This window comes from Herbaspirillum sp. DW155 (genome assembly GCF_037076565.1).
Lineage (GTDB): Bacteria > Pseudomonadota > Gammaproteobacteria > Burkholderiales > Burkholderiaceae_D > Herbaspirillum.
On the sequence record NZ_AP029028.1, the window covers coordinates 856408 to 870795 of the forward strand.

A 14388-nucleotide genomic window follows, 5' to 3' on the forward strand; every position below is an offset into this window, starting at 1 on the left:
TGATAGGCGGGATCATAACAATGCGGCGCCGCCGCGGTCAAAACGCGCCGACCTCGCGCTTCATTTCAATGCCGAAATCTGCCCGTTGCGGATCAGTCGCGCACGCAGCACGTTGCGACTGATGTCCAGCAGGCGCGCCGCCTGCACCTGGTTGCGTTCGCAAAATTCGAAGGCAGTGCGGAAGATGGTGTCCTCGATTTTTTCGAACAGGCCGTCCTGGGACTGGTTGAACAGCGTCTGCAAGGCCAGCTCAAGTCCATGTAGCGGATCGCCGCTACCGTATGAGACCGTCGCGGCGGCATGATCGGCGCGGCGTTCCACATGCGAGAGATGGAAGTGTTCGGGCCGCAGGGCGTCATCCTGGCAGATCAGCAGCGCATGGTGGATGGCGTTTTCCAGTTCGCGGATGTTGCCCGGCCAGTCGTGCTGGCGCAGCTTGCGTTCACCCTCGGCATCGATGCGGGTGGCGCCGTAGCCCAGCCGCTGGCGATATTCATGCAGGAAGTGATACGCCAGCGGCAGGATGTCGGCCGGCCGTTCGCGCAGGCGCGGGATGGCCAGCTGCACCACCTGCAGCCGGTAATACAGGTCCTGGCGGAAATGCCCGGCGGCCACCGCATCCTGCAGGCGCACGTTGGTGGCGGCAATGATGCGCACGTCGATGGGGATGCTGCGGCGTGAACCGAGTCGCACCACTTCGCGTTCCTGCAGCACCCGCAACAGTTTGACCTGGATGGCCAGCGGCAGGTCGCCGATCTCGTCGAGGAACAGGGTGCCGCCATTGGCGGCCTCGAACCATCCGGCCTTGTGAGCGATGGCGCCGGTGAAGGCGCCCTTCTCGTGGCCGAACAATTCGCTCTCGGCCAGGCTCTCCGAAAACGCCCCGCAGTTCACCGCCACGAAAGGCGCATCGCGCCGTGCGCTCAATGCATGGACATGGCGCGCGATCAGTTCCTTGCCGGTACCGGTGGCGCCGATGATGACCACATTGGCGTCGCTGGGCGCCACGCGCTGCACGCGTTCCAGCAAGGCCAGCGAGGCCGGATCATGGAACACCTGCGCGGTAGCGCGAATGGAAGTGCCCAGCTTGCGCGCATGCGGCAGGGTCAGCAGCGGCGAGCTAGTGCGCGCTGCAAGCTCGCCGTCACCCTCTGGCGAAGAGGGCAGCGCATAGAGATGGGCAGAGCGATGGCTGGCGTGCATGTCAGGCTCCGGACTGAATGAGTCTCCTGCATCGGGGGGAGGCGCAGGAAGACAGCGACCTGATTCTAACAATATGCATGGAACGAATTAACGATCAATTCAGCATAAGCATGCTCGGTATCCGTTGGGTCACCGGGCGAAAACACTTGTCTGACAAGGGGCTGACGAGAGGGCGTCGTGTTGCGGCGACAAGCAGCCCGGGGATGCAAGAAGCTGTCATACAGCTTTGAAAACTTAGTAATTCAGGGATGGAAAAACTGCTGCTGTAGCAGCAGTCCCTGAGCATCCTGCTGCTGCAGCAGTAGCGCATATTTTTGCAAGTCATTGATTTAAAAGGCTTCACGAGGTGGCACGTTCTTCGCTGAAGAGGTAGGGCGCAATCGATCGCGTCCCCCTCTAGCCATCCAAGGAGAGCCTTCTTCATGAGCCGTCCCCTGCAAGTCGTCATCGTCGCCGGAAGCGGCCGCCGTCCTTCACGTACCCTGGGCCTGCTGCATGCCATCGCGGCGCAGCTGGGCCAGCACCTGGCCATCCGGACCGAGGTGGTGGCGCTGTCCGACCTGAGCGGCCAGTTGCTCGGCGCGACGGAACTGGAGCAGTTGCCCGACGCGGTGCGCCAGAAGATCGCCGCCATCGGCGCCGCCGACCTGCTGCTGGCCGGCAGTCCCGTCTATCGCGGTTCCTATTCGGGTTTGTTCAAGCACCTGTTCGACCTGGTGCCGCAGGAGTCGCTCTTCGGCAAGCCCGTGCTGCTGGCCGCTACCGGTGGCAGCGACCGGCACGCGCTGGTCATCGACCACCAGTTGCGTCCGCTGTTCGCCTTCTTCCAGACACTGACCCTGCCTCTGGGCGTGTATGCCAATGCCCACGAATTCGACAACGAAACCATTACCAGCCAGTCCTTGCGGGAACGCATCGCACTGACCGTGCAGCGTGCGCTGCCGGTGCTGCAGACGCTGGCAACAAGCACAGCCCCGGGATAGCGGAGGAACCGCTTGCGCGCCCGACACCGTTCATCCTGAGTAGCGGCCTTGCCGCGTATCGAAGGACGCTCCGACCGATGCGCGTCGTCGATACGGCTCTGGCGGGGCCGCCCGGTCCGAACGGTTTCAGATTGATTTGCATCCCTTGATTCTGTCCATTGCATTGCCCTTACATCCATTGTTTTTGATGACCGCAAGGTCCACAGGAGATTTTTCATGAGCCAAGCACCGTCCACCACCGTCCCCCGCACCGATGCCGTCAAGTTCGCCTATTGGGTTCCCAACGTCAGCGGCGGCCTGGTGGTGAGCAAGATCCCGCAGCGTACCGACTGGAGCCTGGAGTACAACCAGCGCCTGGCCGTGGCCGCCGAAAAGGCCGGCTTCGAATACGCCCTGAGCCAGATCCGCTTTACCGCCGGCTATGGCGCCGAATACCAGCATGAGTCGGTTTCCTTCAGCCAGGCGCTGCTGCATGCCACCACCAGACTCAAGGTGCTGGCGGCGATCCTGCCGGGTCCGTGGCATCCGGCCGTGGTGGCCAAGCAGATCGCCACCATCGATCACATCTCCAATGGCCGCATCGCCATCAACGTGGTCAGCGGCTGGTTCAAGGGCGAGTTCCAGGCCATCGGCGAACCCTGGCTGGAACACGACGAACGCTATCGCCGCTCCAATGAATTCATCCGCGCGCTCAAGGGCATCTGGACGCAGGATGACTTTACCTTCAAGGGCGATTTCTATCGCTTCAACAATTACACCCTCAGTCCCAAGCCGGTGCAAAAACCGCATCCGGAAATCTTCCAGGGCGGCAGCTCCCGCGCCGCACGCGACAACGCGGCCAGCGTCTCGGACTGGTACTTCACCAACGGCAATACGGTCGAAGGTCTCAAGGCCCAGATCGACGATATCCAGGCCAAGGCCGCGCAGAACGGCCACAAGGTGCGCATCGGCGTGAACGCCTTCGTGATCGTGCGCGACACCGAAGAAGAAGCACAAGCCGTCCTGCAGGACATCATCAAGCACGCCCACGTCGAAGCCGTGCATGCCTTCGGCGATGCGGTCAAGCAGGCCGGCAGTGCTTCGCCGGAAGGGGAGGGCAACTGGGCCAAGTCCACCTTCGAGGATCTGGTGCAATACAACGATGGCTTCAAGACCAACCTGATCGGTACCCCGCAACAGATCGCCGAGCGCATCGTCGCGCTCAAGGCCGTCGGTGTGGACCTGGTGCTGACGGGCTTCCTGCACTTCATCGAGGAAGTCGAATACTTCGGCCAGAAGGTCTTGCCGCTGGTGCGCGAACTGGAAGCACGCCAGCCCGCCGCAGGCGCTGCGGCCAGCACTGCGCAGGCCAATGCGCTGGAAGCGGTGGCATGAGCGTCGGCAACGCGCTCGCTTCGGCGCTGCCCGGCCTGGCCGGGTCAGCGCTCAGTGCGCAGTCCGGGCCGTCGGCAGCGGCACAGGCCGGCGCTGCGCCGGTGCTGCAGCTGGAAGGCATCAGCCTGTCCTTCGGTGGCGTGCAGGCCTTGCGTCACGTCGACCTGACCCTGCATGAACGTGAAATCCTGGCCGTCATCGGTCCCAATGGGGCCGGCAAGAGTTCGCTGGTCAACGTCATGAGCGGGCTGTACCGCCCCACGCAAGGCACGGTCCGGCTCGGCGCGCGGCGTTTCCGGCAGGTGCCCACGGCGCGGCTGGGGCGGCTGGGTGTGGCACGCACCTTCCAGAATCTGGCGCTGTTCAAGGGCCTGAGCGTGCGCGACAACATCGTGCTGGGCCGCGTCAATGCGATGCGTTCCAGCTTCGTGGAGCAGATCGCCGGCCTCGGGCGCGCCCGCCGCGAGCGCAATGAGGCACGCGCGCTGGCGGACCAGATGATGGATTTTCTCGACCTGCGCAGCGATGCACATCGTCCCGTCAGCGGCCTGCCTTATGGCCTGCAGAAGCGCGTGGAGCTGGCGCGCGCGCTGGTGGCGCGACCGCGCCTGCTGTTGCTGGATGAACCGATGGCCGGCATGACCGTCACCGAAAAAAGCGAGATGGCGCATTTCGTGCGCGCCGCGCGCACGCAGTTCGAGACGGCCATCCTGCTGATCGAACACGATATCGGTGTGGTCTTCGGCATCTCCGACCGCGTGGTGGTGCTCCAGCATGGCAGCAAGATCGCCGATGGCGCGCCGGTTGCGGTGCGTCAGGATGCCGCCGTGATCGATGCCTATCTGGGCGTGGCGCACGCCGACCCCCAGCCTCAAGAGGAGGCCGCGTGATGGCTGACTTCGATTGGGTCTTCTTTGCCGAAGTGCTGACCGGCGGCCTGCTCTCGGGGGTCATGTATTCGCTGGTGGCCATCGGCTTCGTGCTGATCTACAAGACCTCGGGCGTGCTCAACTTTGCCCAGGGTGCGCAGCTGCTGTTTGCGGCACTCACCTTCGCGAGTCTGGTGGAGCACGGCATTCCCTTTGCACTGGCCTTGCTGCTGACGCTGGCGGCGATGATCCTGCTGGGCTTGTCGATCGAACGGGTGGTGTTGCGGCCGCTGCAGAACCAGTCGCCGATGACCCTGTTCATGGCCACGCTCGGCCTGTCCTACGTCATCGAGGGCGCGGCGCAATTGCTGTGGGGTACGCAGGTGCATGCGCTGGAACTGGGCATCGCCGATACGCCGCTGCAACTGGGCGGGATGATGATCTCTTCCTTCGATCTTTTCGCAGCCGTCACCGCTGCACTGATGGTGGCGCTGCTGTCGGTCTTCTTCCGCTACACGCGCCTGGGGCTGGAGTTCCGGGCCCTGGCCGATGACGGCTTTGCCGCGCTGGCCGTGGGTTTGCGCCTGCCGCGCATCCTCGCGGCGGTGTGGGCGACGGCCGGTCTGATTGCACTGATCGCCGGATTGTTGTGGGGCGCGCGCCTCGGGGTGCAGTTCTCGCTCTCGCTGGTGGTGTTGAAGGCTCTGCCGGTGCTGGTGCTGGGCGGATTCGATTCGGTGCTGGGCGCCATCGTCGGCGGACTCTTGATCGGTGCGCTGGAAAAACTGGCGGAAGTCTATCTCGGCCCGCTGGTCGGCAGCGGCATCGAGGGCTGGTTCGCTTATGTCGCGGCGCTGGCCTTCCTGCTGGTCAGACCCAGTGGCCTGTTCGGCCAGCGTGCATTGCAAAGGGCATGACATGACCACTTCCATTGCTACACCTTCCCGCACGCTGTCCCATCGCAGCGCCTCCCTGCGCGGCGCATGGCCCTGGCTGCTCCTGCTGCTGGTGGCCTATGGCGTGCTGCCGTGGGCGGCCTCGGCCTATGTCATCGATGCCTTGCTGATTCCTTTTCTGGCGCTCTCGCTGGCGGCGGTCGGGCTGAACCTGTTGACCGGCTATGCCGGCCAGCTCTCGCTGGGCAGTTCGGCCTTCATGGCGGTGGGGGCCTTCGCCGCCTACAACCTCAATCTGCGCGTGGAGGGCTTGCCGCTGCTGGTCTCCATCGCCCTGGCAGGGCTGGCGGCAACTGCCATCGGTCTGGTCTTCGGCTTGCCCAGCCTGCGTTTGCGCGGCTTCTACCTGGCCGTCTCGACGCTGGCGGCGCAGTTCTTCGTGCAGTGGGTGCTGGTCAAGTTCAGCTGGTTCAGCAATGACAATCCCTCCGGCGTGATCGATGCGCCGGTGCTGGTGGTGGGCGGCCTCGCCTTCGATACGCCGGCCGGGCGCTATCTGTTCGCGCTGGGTATCGTCACCGTGCTGACCCTGCTGTGCTGGCGGCTGGTGCAGAGCCAGACCGGCCATCACTTCATCGCCGTGCGCGACAACGAACAGGCCGCCCGCGTGATCGGCGTGCCGGTGCTGCGCACCAAGCTGCTGGCCTTTGCGGTCTCGTCTTTCATCATCGGCGTGGCCGGCGTGCTGTGGGGCTTCGTCTACCTGCGCACGGTGGAGCCGGCCGGCTTCAATCTGGATCGCTCGCTGCAGATTCTCTTCATCGTCATCATCGGCGGCCTGGCGACGATACGCGGGGCCTTCCTGGGGGCGGCGCTGATCGTGGTGTTCCCGCTGCTGCTGTCGCGCCTGGGGAGCCTGCTGCTGGGGCAGTGGTTCGATTCGGGCGTGCTGGAGATGAGCCAGCGCATCGTGCTGGGGGCGCTGATCATCTTCTTCCTCATCGTCGAACCGCAGGGGCTGGCGGCGCTGTGGGAAAGGGCGCGCCGTCGCCTTCAGGCCCTTCATGCCCTTCATGCGCGCGCATCTTCCCCATAACTTTTTACCTTCACTTCCACACTCACCACGGAGAAGCTCTCTCACCATGCTGCACTCAAAATTATTAAAAACCTTCATTCTGGCGGCAGCCATGCTCTCTGCAGGCCTGCAAAATGCCCGTGCCGACGAACAATTCTTCCCCCTGCAGAGTTACCGGGTCGGTCCTTACGCCGCTGGCGGGACCGGCTTCTTTGGCGGTTTCATCGATTACCTGAACCTGGTCAACCTGCGCGATGGCGGCGTGGGCGGCGTCAAGCTGACCTGGGAAGAGGGCGAGACCCAATACGAAGTGGAGCGCGGCGTGGAAGTCTACGAGCGCCTCAAGCAGCGTCCCAACATCGCCACCTGGAATCCGCTCTCGGTGGGCATCGCCTATGCGCTGCTGGACCGCGTGACGGCCGACAAGGTGCCGCTGTTGACCATCAACCACGGCCGCACCGATACCACCGACGGGCGCGTGTTCAAGTACATCTTCCCGCTGCTGTTGAATCCCTATAGCGAGACCTCGGGCATCGTCAACTACATCGCCAGCAAGGAAGGCGGGACCGACAAGCTCAAGGGCAAGAAGATCGTGGTGCTCTATCACGGTTCGCCCTACGGCAAGGAGACCATTCCCATCTACCAGCTGCTGTCGGAAAAATATGGTTTCTCGCTGCAGCAGATCGAAGTGCCGCATCCGGGCAATGACCAGCAGGCGCAGTGGCTGGCGATCCGCCGTGCCAAGCCGGATTACGTGGTGCTGCGTGGCTGGGGCGTGATGAATCCGGTGGCCTTGAAGACGGCACAGAAGTCGGGCTTCCCGGCCGATCACATCATCGGCAACGTCTGGTCCAATTCGGAAGAGGACGTGATTCCCGCAGGCGATGCCGCCAAGGGTTACGTGGCCATCACCACCGTGGCCGCCGGGGCGCAGTACCCGGTGCTGCAGGATATCCAGAAGATCGTCTATGGCGCCGGCAAGGGTAACCTGCAGGATCCCAAGCGCATCGGCAGCGTCTATCACAACCTCGGCGTACTCAACGGCATCCTCAACGTGGAAGCGATCCGCATCGCCCAGGCGAAGTTCGGCAAGCGCACGCTGACCGGCGATGAAATCCGCTGGGGCCTGGAAAACCTCACCATCGATCAGGCGCGGGCTGCCGCCCTCGGTGCCAAGGGCTTGTTCCATTCCATCCACGTGACCTGGGACAACCACGAAGGCGATGGCCTGGTGGCCTTCCAGCAATGGGATGGCAAGCAGTGGCACGTGGTCTCGGACTGGATCGCGCCGGACTGGAAGCTGCTGCGTCCCATCATCGAAAAATCCGCCCTGGCCTATGCCAAGGAAAAGAACATCAAGGTGCGCAAGAGCATCGATGACTGATGATCACTGATGGCCGGCCCGGGACTTGCCGGGCCGCCTGCCTGTTCCTCTACCTCTGCATTTTTTTGAAAGGCCCAACCATGTCTGCCGTGCTCGCTCCCTCTTTCCATTCCGCTTCGCCTGCCTCTGGTCCGGTGCCGGGTCTGCCGCTTGCTGAACAGCCGGCGCATGTGATCCGTGACGATGCCGAAGCCATCGCCGTGGCCCATGCGCTGGCCAAACGCCTGGCCGAAGGCGCTTCTGAACGCGACCGCCTGCGCCGCTGGCCGGTGGAGGAAATCGAAGCCTATTCGCAAAGCGGCCTGTGGGCCATCAACGTGCCGCGTGCCTTCGGCGGGGCCGAAGTCTCCTATGCCACGCTGGCCGAAGTGATCGCCATCATCTCGGCGGCCGACCCCTCGCTGGGCCAGATCACGCAGAACCATCTGGGCTTCGTGGCGGCGGTGCGCACGGTCTCCGATCCCGAGCAGCAGAAGCGCTTCTTTGCCGATTTCCTGCGCGGCGTGCGCTGGGGAAATGCGTTTTCCGAATCGGGTTCCAAGCGCGCGGCGGACTTCGAGACGCGCTTCGTCGATGCGGGCGACCACGTGATCGTGACCGGCAAGAAGTTCTATTCCACCGGCGCACTGCTGGCGCATTACGTGCCCATCGTCGCCAATGACGAAGAGAACCGCACCTGGTACGTGGTGGCCGAGCGCAATGCGCCGGGCCTGACCGTGATCGACGACTGGTCAGCCTTCGGCCAGCGCACCACCCTGAGCGGCACCGTCATCATCGATCAGGTGAAGGTGCCCAAGACGCATCTGATCCCGGCCTACAAGGGCTATCTCGAACCCTCGGCCGATGGCGCCATCTTCCAGATCATCCAGGCTGCGGTGGATGTGGGCATCGCCCGCGCCGCCATTGCCGATACCCAGGACTTCGTGCGTACCAAGTCGCGGCCCTGGATCGACAGCCAGCGCGATCATGCCTGGGAAGATCCGTATTCCATCCAGGCCGTGGGTGACCTGCAGATCCGCCTGCACGCCAGCGAAGCGCTGCTGGAACGCGCCGGCCGCGCCATCGATGTTGCCGTGGCCGCGCCTGATGCCGAGAGCGTGGCGCGTGCGCAGATTCTGACGGCCGAAGCCAAGGTGCTCTCCACCGAGATCGCCATCCACGCCACCAACAAGCTCTTCGAACTGGCCGGCACGCGCTCCACCCTGGGCCAGTACAACCTGGACCGCCATTGGCGCAATGCGCGCACCCACACGTTGCATGATCCGGTGCGCTGGAAATATGCCATCGTCGGCAATTACTACCTCAATGGCATCAAGCCGCCCTTCCACGCATGGAGCTGAGATGAGTGCGCCGCTGTTGCAGATCGAGTCCATCGAGGTGGTCTACCAGGGCGCGCTGCTGGCCCTGGAGGAGGTCAGCCTGGAGGTGCGGCCCGGTGAAATCCATGCGCTTCTGGGGGCCAATGGCGCGGGCAAGTCGACCACGCTCAAGGCGGTCTCGCATCTGCTGCCGGCGCAGCGCGGGCAGGTGCGCGCCGGCCGCATTCTCTTCGATGGACATGATGTGGCCCGCAGCAGTCCGGCGCAACTGGTGCGGCTGGGGCTGGCGCAGGTGCTGGAAGGACGGCACTGCTTCAGCACCCTGACCGTGGAAGAAAACCTGCTGACCGGATGGCCGGGTCATTTCACGCGGCCAGCGGTGCTGCGCGAGGCGCTGGAGCGCATCTATGCCTTCTTCCCGCAATTGCAGCAGCGGCGCGGCAGTCTGGCCGGTCTGTGTTCGGGCGGCGAGCAGCAGATGCTGGCCATCGGCCGCGCGCTGATCTCGCGGCCGCGCCTGCTGGTGCTGGACGAACCCTCGATGGGGTTGGCCCCGAAGGTGGTGGCGGACATCTTTGCGCAGCTGAGCCGGCTCAATCGCGAGGAGGGTGTGGCTCTGCTGGTGGCCGAACAGAATTCGGCGGTGGCGCTGCAATACGCGCATCGCGCCACGGTGCTGGAGCATGGGCGTAGCGTTCTCGGCGATGAGGCCCGGGCGCTGCGGCAGCGTGACGATATCCGGTCTTTCTATTTTGGTGAGGGCCGGGCGTGGCAGGCGGCTGCTTGATGCGGCTGCTTGATGAGGCTGCTTAAGGCGGCTGCTTAATGCTGATGTGAAAGAGCATTAAAGTTACCTTAATGCTGGCGCAGATCAAAACAACGGCAATGAGCGCGCCAGCGCATCGACCCGGCTGACTATACTGGGCGCAAGGATGGCCGTACGGCAACAGGCTGTGCGGCCATCTTGCTTTCATAGTCTTCAGGATGATGCGATGTTCAATCAACTCAAAGCCACCTTCAAGTATTTCAACGACGCCGTACCCTTCAAGCTGGTACCGGCCCTCTTCGCCACGGCGGTCCTGATCCTGCTGCTGCTCACGCCCTGCCCGGCGGGGCTGGAGCCCAAGGCCTGGGCGCTGGTGGCGATCTTCCTCACCACCATCGTGGCCATCATCCTCAAAGTCATGCCCATCGGCGTGATGGCGATGATGGCCATCGTCATCGTCTCGCTCTCGCAGGTGACGTCCAACTCGTCCAAGGGGGCCATCGCCGATGCGCTGGCCAGTTTTTCCAATCCGCTGATCTGGCTCATCGTGGTGGCCATCCTGATTTCGCGCGGTCTGAAGAAGACCGGGCTGGGGCGGCGTGTCGGGCTGATGTTCATCGCCCTGCTGGGCAAGCGTACGGTGGGCATCGGCTACGGTCTGGCGATCTGCGAACTGGTGCTGGCGCCGTTCACGCCCAGCAATACGGCGCGCGGCGGTGGCATCGTGCACCCCATCATGAAGTCGATTGCCAACGCCTTCGATTCCGATCCGGCCAAGGGCACGCAGAACAAGGTCGGCACCTATCTGGCGCTGGTCAACTATCACGCCAACCCGATCACCTCGGCCATGTTCCTGACTGCCACGGCGCCCAATCCGCTGGTGGTCAACTACGTGGCCAAGGCCACCGGTCACGCACTGCAGCTGACCTGGACCACCTGGGCGCTGTGCATGCTGCTGCCCGGTCTGGTGTGCCTGCTGATCATGCCGCTGGTGATCTACCTGATCTCGCCGCCGGAGCTGAAGTCCACCCCCAATGCGGTCGATTACGCCCACAGTGAACTGGACAAGATGGGCAAGCTCGGCGCCAGCGAAAAGGTCATGCTGGGCACTTTCGCCTTGTTGCTGCTGCTGTGGGCCAATGTCCCGGCCATGCTGCTGGGGGCGGCCTTTACGCTCGATCCCACTGTGGTAGCGTTCGTGGGACTGTTCGTGCTCATCATCACCGGCACCATCGACTGGGATGACGTGCTCTCGGAAAAGAGCGCCTGGGATACGCTGGTCTGGTTCGGTGCGCTGGTGATGCTGGCCGAGCAGTTGAACAAGACGGGCGTCATCGCCTGGTTCTCCGAAGGCATGAAGGCCGCCATCGTTGCCAGCGGCATGGGATGGACGGCTGCGGCCGCGGTGCTGCTGATGGTGTTCGTGCTGTCGCATTACTTCTTCGCCAGTACCACGGCGCACGTCAGCGCGATGATGCTGGCCTTCCTCACGGTGGGCGCGCAACTGCTGCCGCCGCAGTACGTGGTCCCCTTCATGCTGATGATGACCGCCGGCTCGGGCGTGATGATGACGCTGACCCATTACGCCACCGGTACCTCGCCGATCATCTTCGGCAGCGGCTATGTTTCCATGGGCAAGTGGTGGGGCGTGGGCTTCGTGATGGCGATGGTGGAACTGCTGGTGTTTGCGACGGTGGGGATGGTGTGGTGGAAGGTGTTGGGATATTGGTAGAAAGGTGATGCTCTCGAAGCGGAGCAACATTGCCGGCTGTTGTTGGTGGTGCGGCTTAGCTTCGTGATCGGGCTGGGCCAGAATGCACCTTCCATCGTCACATCAGCGAGGTCTGCATCATGCGAGAAGTTGGTTCTATATCGCCAGGCGAGTTGCTTAAACGGGAGTTCCTGAAGCCCATGGGCATCACCCAATACCGTCTGGCCAAGGAAATCGGCGTCTCTCAATTGCGCATCAGCGAGATCGTCAATGGCAAGCGTGCCGTAACAGCCGATACTGATTTGCGGCTCGCACGCTTCTTCGGACTCTCCGATGGATACTGGCTGCGCGCGCAAGTCGCGTATGACACTGAAATCGCGCGTGAAAAGATGCGCGATGTGCTGGCTGGTATCAAGCAGTGGCAACCCAAGGAGCCGAGCCCGGTCTGAGGAGGCAGCGGCTTCAATGAAAATGACGGCTTCCCGAGGGAGCCGTCATTTTTTATTGCGTCAAGGTTCTGCGTACGCCGGAATCTCTTACTTCAGGTCCAGCACAATCCGCCCATCAATCTTGCCCTCTTCCATGCGCGCAAAGATGGCGTTGATGTTGTCCAGCTTGTCCCAGGTGAAGTGCGCCGCGACCTTGCCTTCGGCGGCGAAGACCAGCGACTCTTCCAGATCCTGGCGGGTGCCGACGATGGAGCCCCGCACGGTGATGCGCTTCAAGACCGTATTGAATACCGGCAGGCTGATGTCGCCCGGCGGCAGGCCGACCAGGGCCATGGTGCCGCGTGCGCGCAGGAAGCCGAAGGCCTGTTCCATCGCCTTGGGCGAGACCGCCGTCACCAGCGCACCATGCGCGCCACCGATGATGCGCTGGACCTCGGCCACCGCATTGTGGTCGCGGCCATCGACGGTGAGGTCCGCGCCCAGCTTCCTGGCCAGGGCCAGCTTGTCTTCGTGGATGTCGGCGGCGACCACGTGCATGCCCATGGCCTTGGCATACTGCACGGCCATGTGGCCCAGGCCGCCGATGCCGGAGATGACCACCCATTCACCGGGGCGTACCTCGGTTTCCTTCAAGCCCTTGTAGACGGTCACGCCGGCGCACAGCACCGGGGCAGCCGGGCCGAATTCCAGCGCGTCGGGCAGGCGGCCGACGAAGTTGGGATCGGCCAGGCCGTATTGGGCAAAGCTGCCGTTGACGGAATAGCCGGTGTTCTGTTGTTCGGCGCACAGGGTTTCCCAGCCGGTGCGGCAGGGCGAGCAGCAGCCGCAGGCCGTGTGCAGCCAGGGCACGCCCACGCGGTCACCTTCCTTGACGTGCTTCACGCCCGCACCCAGCGCGGCGACGTAGCCGGTGCCTTCGTGGCCGGGAATGAACGGGGGCGTGGGTTTGACGGGCCAGTCACCATGGGCCGCGTGCAGGTCGGTATGGCACACGCCGCTGGCTTCGAACTTGACCAGGATCTGGCCCGGACCCGGCGTCGGGACGGGCACTTGTTCGATGGACAGGGGCTTGCCGAATTCGCGGACGACGGCCGCTTTCATCATTTGCGTCATATGCGCTCCTCGGGGGGATCAACGGGATGCAAGGGCAGGGCGGCCTGCTTGTGCTGAATTGGCGGCCTGTTGTTCCTGCCTGCAAATGCCACTATCCTCCGCACCCGCGATGACGACAATCGATGATTGCGCATGGATTGATCCATGTCGCCCATCGTTGAAAAACTGCAGGGCGCGATCGCGCTGTTGCCGTCCGTTGATTACACTTCGCAGCGCCTTCGATACGGCCCTGACGGGCCTGCTCAGTCCGAACGGGGGCAGGGGCGCAGATGACTTCTCTTGCGCTGGTGTCACGTCCGGTCAGTCTGCGCTTCTTACTTTGCGATCACCACTTCCACATCGGTCTCCGCCAGCAACGCCGCCAGTTCAGGCGGGGGCGGAGCATCGGTGAAGAGCACGTCGATCTGCGAGAGGTGCGCCATCTTCACCAGCGCCTGCCGGCCGAACTTGCTGGCGTCGGCCACCAGCCAGACCTGGCGCGATTGTTCGATGATGGTCTGGGCCACCTTGACCTCGCGTGCATCGAAGTCGCGCAGCACGCCATCCATCTCGATGCTGGAGATGCCGATGATGCCGATGTCCACCTTGAACTGCCGGATGAAATCGATGGTGGCCTCGCCCACGATGCCGCGGTCGCGCGCGCGCACCACGCCCCCGGCGATGATGACCTCCAGCGCCGGATTGCTGGCCAGCGAGGTCGCCACGTTCAGGTTGTTGGTCACCACGTGCAGGTTCTTGTGCTGCTGCAGGGCGCGCGCCACTTCTTCGGTGGTGGTGCCCAGGTTGAGGATCAGCGAACAGCCGTCCGGCACCCGCGCCGCCACCGTGCGGCCGATGCGGCGCTTGGCCTCCGCATGCATGACCTGGCGCTCGGGATAGGCGATGTTCTCGGTCGAGGACAGCAGGCTGACCCCGCCGTGATAGCGCGCCAGCAGACTCGCATCGACCATGGCCTTGACGTCGCGGCGTACGGTCTGGGTCGTCACGTTCAGTTGCTGGGCCAGCTCTTCCACGGAAATGGTGCCGTGCTTGCGCACGCATTCCAGCAGCGTCTGTTGCCTGGGATTGAGCATGGAGGTGGTGGGAATTCGTTGATTTTTGGAAAACACTTTGGGCGCTATATGAACATTAAAAAACATAAACGAACATAAAACAACAAATAATTGTTGATTTACTTTCGGGATGTCGCTTATCTTACGGTGCACTGACAACTCTAGGGAAAGTCCGCGCGGCACGCTCGCTGTTG

13 protein-coding genes are annotated in these 14388 nt (G+C 63.4%); 10 read left to right on the plus strand and 3 right to left on the minus strand.

Translation table 11 applies throughout. The annotated features are described in order from the left end of the window. Positions 1-60: 60 nt before the first annotated feature. Positions 61-1203: a sigma-54 dependent transcriptional regulator gene (locus tag AACH55_RS03870; RefSeq protein ID WP_338718104.1), complete on the minus strand. Its 1143-nt coding sequence runs from the start codon at positions 1201-1203 to the stop codon at positions 61-63. A 422-nt stretch (positions 1204-1625) separates the two neighbouring features. Between AACH55_RS03870 and msuE the strand changes: the two genes are divergently transcribed. The 10 genes from msuE to AACH55_RS03920 all read left to right on the plus strand — a co-directional run bounded on the left by msuE (position 1626) and on the right by AACH55_RS03920 (position 12029). Next, positions 1626-2186, plus strand: coding sequence for an FMN reductase (msuE, locus tag AACH55_RS03875; protein ID WP_338718105.1), 561 nt, complete (start codon positions 1626-1628; stop codon positions 2184-2186). Between the two features lie 216 nt (positions 2187-2402). Further along, positions 2403-3560 carry a dimethylsulfone monooxygenase SfnG gene (sfnG, locus tag AACH55_RS03880; RefSeq protein ID WP_338718106.1) on the plus strand — a complete coding sequence of 386 codons (1158 nt, stop codon included), beginning with the start codon at positions 2403-2405 and terminating at the stop codon, positions 3558-3560. Further along, on the plus strand, positions 3557-4450 hold the full coding sequence (locus tag AACH55_RS03885; protein ID WP_338718107.1) for an ABC transporter ATP-binding protein: 894 nt from the start codon (positions 3557-3559) through the stop codon (positions 4448-4450). Before sfnG ends, AACH55_RS03885 begins: the two co-directional genes overlap by 4 nt. Continuing rightward, complete coding sequence (locus AACH55_RS03890; protein WP_338718108.1) at positions 4450-5346, plus strand: branched-chain amino acid ABC transporter permease; 897 nt, start codon at positions 4450-4452, stop codon at positions 5344-5346. Before AACH55_RS03885 ends, AACH55_RS03890 begins: the two co-directional genes overlap by 1 nt. 1 nt (position 5347) lies before the next feature. Then, on the plus strand, positions 5348-6421 hold the full coding sequence (locus tag AACH55_RS03895) for a branched-chain amino acid ABC transporter permease (RefSeq protein WP_338718109.1): 1074 nt from the start codon (positions 5348-5350) through the stop codon (positions 6419-6421). A gap of 91 nt (positions 6422-6512) precedes the next feature. Next, positions 6513-7784 (plus strand): ABC transporter substrate-binding protein, encoded by a 1272-nt coding sequence (locus AACH55_RS03900; protein WP_338718110.1) that lies wholly within the window; start codon positions 6513-6515, stop codon positions 7782-7784. Between the two features lie 80 nt (positions 7785-7864). Then, positions 7865-9124, plus strand: a complete 1260-nt coding sequence (locus tag AACH55_RS03905) for an SfnB family sulfur acquisition oxidoreductase (RefSeq protein WP_338718111.1) — start codon at positions 7865-7867, stop codon at positions 9122-9124. A gap of 1 nt (position 9125) precedes the next feature. After that, on the plus strand, positions 9126-9890 hold the full coding sequence (locus tag AACH55_RS03910) for an ABC transporter ATP-binding protein (RefSeq protein WP_338718112.1): 765 nt from the start codon (positions 9126-9128) through the stop codon (positions 9888-9890). Between the two features lie 205 nt (positions 9891-10095). Next, positions 10096-11601 (plus strand): DASS family sodium-coupled anion symporter, encoded by a 1506-nt coding sequence (locus AACH55_RS03915; RefSeq protein WP_338718113.1) that lies wholly within the window; start codon positions 10096-10098, stop codon positions 11599-11601. 119 nt (positions 11602-11720) lie between these two features. After that, the gene (locus tag AACH55_RS03920; RefSeq protein WP_338718114.1) at positions 11721-12029 is read left to right on the plus strand and encodes a HigA family addiction module antitoxin; all 309 of its coding nucleotides are present in this window, start codon (positions 11721-11723) and stop codon (positions 12027-12029) included. Positions 12030-12116: 87 nt separating this feature from the next. Here the strand turns inward: AACH55_RS03920 and adhP are convergent, their stop codons facing one another. Then, positions 12117-13142, minus strand: coding sequence for an alcohol dehydrogenase AdhP (adhP, locus tag AACH55_RS03925; RefSeq protein ID WP_338718115.1), 1026 nt, complete (start codon positions 13140-13142; stop codon positions 12117-12119). A gap of 314 nt (positions 13143-13456) precedes the next feature. Then, a complete protein-coding gene (locus tag AACH55_RS03930) occupies positions 13457-14215 on the minus strand; it encodes a DeoR/GlpR family DNA-binding transcription regulator (RefSeq protein WP_338720166.1) in 759 nt (252 codons plus the stop codon). Positions 14216-14388 lie beyond the last annotated feature (173 nt).